Source organism: Bacillota bacterium (assembly GCA_040754675.1).
Taxonomy (GTDB): Bacteria; Bacillota; Limnochordia; order Limnochordales; family Geochordaceae; genus Geochorda.
Map to the genome: position 1 here is coordinate 1 of JBFMCJ010000440.1, position 3,400 is coordinate 3,400.

Annotated in this window: 4 protein-coding genes; all 4 read right to left on the reverse strand. The window is 68.0% G+C overall.

Going from position 1 to position 3,400, the window contains the following annotated elements:
• Positions 1-509, reverse strand: a 509-nt coding sequence (locus AB1609_18595) for a CpsB/CapC family capsule biosynthesis tyrosine phosphatase (protein ID MEW6048456.1), incomplete at its 3' end; no start/stop codon positions are given.
• 123 nt (positions 510-632) lie between these two features.
• Complete coding sequence (locus AB1609_18600; GenBank protein ID MEW6048457.1) at positions 633-1,328, reverse strand: CpsD/CapB family tyrosine-protein kinase; 696 nt, start codon at positions 1,326-1,328, stop codon at positions 633-635.
• Positions 1,329-1,332: 4 nt separating this feature from the next.
• Positions 1,333-2,664: a Wzz/FepE/Etk N-terminal domain-containing protein gene (locus AB1609_18605; GenBank protein MEW6048458.1), complete on the reverse strand. Its 1,332-nt coding sequence runs from the start codon at positions 2,662-2,664 to the stop codon at positions 1,333-1,335.
• A 22-nt stretch (positions 2,665-2,686) separates the two neighbouring features.
• The coding region (locus tag AB1609_18610) for a hypothetical protein (protein MEW6048459.1) at positions 2,687-3,400 on the reverse strand (714 nt) is incomplete at its 5' end.

Below are 3,400 nucleotides of genomic sequence, written 5' to 3' on the forward strand. Positions count from 1 at the left end.
CCGTGCAGCCCGGTGAGGCTCCCCGCCTCCACCTGCACCAGCGCCCCCTGCCGCACCAGGTCCCCCAGCAGATCCGGCCTGTGCTGCAGGACGTGGTTTCGCTCCGGGTGGGCCAGGACGGGCACCACCCCTTGCAGGCGCACGCGAAACAGCACTTCGGCAGTCCAGCGGGGGAACTCGCCCGCCGGCAACTCCACCAGCAGGTGGTCACCCCGGTCTCCCAGGGTCGTCAGGACACCCCTGCGCAGGAGGTCGGGGACCTCCAGGGAGAGGAATACCTCGGAGCCCTCCAGCACCTCCAGCGAAATCCCCGTCGTAGCGATGCGCTCCCGGAACTCCCCGGTCAGTTGCCTTACCAGGGAGGCGTCCGCGTCATACACACCGGGCAGGTAGTGGGGCGTCACCACCAGGTGGGTGACCCCGCAGGCAGCCGCCTGCCGGGCCATCTCCAGGCTCTCACCCCAATCGGCGGCACCGTCATCCACGCCGGGCAATGCATGTACGTGCATATCACATACCACCCGCCGCGGTCCCGGCGCGGGCTCCGTACGCGCAGTGCCAGCGTGCGTCACGGTAGTCTCGTCTGCTCTGGCACGGGCTGGCACCCCAGCACCCCCTCTGCCGTGGAGGCGCTACTCCTCCTCGGAAGCCCGGCGCTTCTGCTCGCTGTGGTAGTAGTAGTAATAGCGGTAGTCACGCGGGGCGTGGCGCACCTCGTTGAGGATGGCTCCCAGCACCCGCGCCCCCGCCTTCTCCAGCAGGGCCCGGGACTCCCGCAGGAGATCGATACGCGTGACGCCCGCCCTCACCACCACCAGCACCCCCTCCACCTGCGTGCTGAGGATGACGCTGTCCGCCACCGCCACCAGGGGAGGGGAGTCTATGAGCACACAATCGTACTGTGCCGCCAGGGCGGGCCACAAGGAACGGGCCCGCTCCGAGTCGAGCAGTTCCGCCGGGTTGGGAGGGATGGGGCCGGAGCTGACCAGATCCACGCCCGGCACCGGCGTAGCCCTCAGCACGTCGGCTACCTCGGCTTCTCCCACCAGGATGTTGGTGAGCCCCCGGTGGTTGGGCACGTCAAAGATGCGGTGCTGCTGGGGCTTGCGCAGGTCGGCGTCGACCACCAGCACCCGCTTGCCCGCCTGGGCCAGGGCCACGGCCAGGTTGCTGACGATGGTGCTCTTGCCCTCCTCGGGCGCCGCGCTGGTCACCAGCAGGGTGCGCACGGGCTCGGGCGAGGCAAAGGCGAGACTCGTGCGCAGGGTGCGGAAGGCCTCCGCTGCGGGCGACTTGGGATGACGGTGACTGACGAGATAGAGGTTCACGGCCCTACCTCCCCCGATCGGCACCGGTGAAAAGCGGCACGTTGCCGATGACCGGTGCCCCCAGCACGCGCTGCACGTCTTCGGCGCCCTTCACCGTGTTGTCCAGGTATTCCAGCAGGAAGGCCAGCATGACCCCCACCATCACCCCCAGCACCCCGGACACCGCCATGTTGAGTTGCCGGTTGGGGCGGGCGGCACGGCTGGGGATGTACGCCGGCGAGACCACCAGGATAGAGGTCTCGCCCAGATTGATGGAGCGGGCAATCTGGACCTCGGTTTTCTTCTGCAGCAGGGTCTGGTAGGTCTGGTTCAGTTGATCGACCCGCGCCCGCAACTCGCTCTCCTGGGCCTGCTTGTCCACCAGTTCGGCCTGCAGGTCGGCCAGATCCGCCTCCAGTTGGGCGATGAATCGGCGGGTGCTGCCCAGGCGCGCCTGCTTCTCCGCCAGCTCCACCTGCTTCTGCTCCAGCATCTGGGACAGGGAAATGTACACGTCGTTGAGCCTCTCGATCTTCTTGCCGTCCTCCTCCACCATCACCGTCCGGGGGGTCGACGCCAGCGTCTCCTGCAGCCCCCGCACCCCCGCCTGCAATTGGTCGATGGCCACCCCAAGTTGAACCGCTTCCGACTGCATGCGCGCCAGGTCAGCGCTCTTGGAGTCGAACTCCTGCTGCACCACCGCCACGCCCCGCGCCTGGACCTGGAAATCGTGGAGTTTCTGCCGGGCCGCCTTGAGTTCGCCCTCTACCTCGGCGCTCTGTTTCTCCAGGAACTCCACCGACTTGGCCATCTGCTCCCGGTTCTGTTCGGACACGAACTCGACGAACTGGCGGGAAACGGCGTTGGCTATCTCCGCCGCCAGGTGGGGATCGGTGTGGGAAACCGTCACCTGGATGAGGTTGGTGTCCTTGATGTTCTTGGCCTGGACCAGACCGGCCAGGCTGCGGGCCGTGTACCCCTGCCGGTCCAGGTCCAGCGCGTCCAATACCCGCTGCATGAGGGATTCGCTGGTCAACTGGCCTACGTAGGTGTTCAGGGTCATCTGCGGCAGCCGGGCCAGCACGCTCATCAACTGATCCAGGCCCTGCCCCTGCAACGGCTGCCCGCCGGGCTGGGTGGTCGGAAGCGCCTGGGTGACCATCAGGGTGACCTGGGCCTCGTACACCGGGTCCAGCACGAAATAGCTGAGCACGGCGGCACTGATGACCGCCACCACGGTGATCAGGGCGATCACCCACGCCCACTTTCGCAGCACCCGCAGGAGTTGCCGGAGGTCGATTTCACCCTCCCGCAAATCCGCTTCCTGGTCGATTACTTCGTTCCTGGGGATTCCCACGCTGCACCCCTCCCGCTCCCCGTTACGACCCGGCCACGGGCTGCTCGCGCAGCCGCCTGATCTCCTCGCCCAGCCCCGCATCCCGCGCGATCAGGTCGCGGGCAAGCCTGTCCCCCTCCGCCTCGTGCCCCAGGCGGTACTGCGCAGCCGCCATCCACGCCTGCGCCATCGCCCCCAGGTTGCGGTCAGCCTTCACCTTCTCGAGTTCCTGCACCGCGCCCGCGAAGTCACCTTTCAGGAACCGGGCCTGCCCCAGGGCCATCTGCAGGGCGGGCGTCCATGATGGCCCGCGGTACAGTCCCCGGCGCACTTCCTGCCGCCTCTCGTTAACCTTTTCCATACGCGACGGCAACTCGAGCATCTTCTCGATGTACGCCAAAGCCGCCGCCGGGGCACCCCGGTCCAGGTGGAACCGCGCCCCCAGCATCCAGGCCCGGGCCGCACCCTCCCACGACTCCGTGGCCAACGGCACCAGGTCCAGCACCGCCTCCGCCTCCCGGGCGGCCCGATCCACCTCACCCCGCTGCAGGAGCAGGTCGCACGCCGCCATACGCAGCCGGAGCGAGTGGGACTGCGCCCTGAACGCCCGCTCCAGCCACTCGTCCGCCTGCGCGTAATAAGACCCCTTGCCCTGGTACATCACCCCAACGGCGGTGTAGATCTGCGCCAGGTCGGCGGCATAGGTGGCCGTGAAGGGATCCAGGGCCGCCGCCCGCAGGAACTTCTCCTCCGCCGC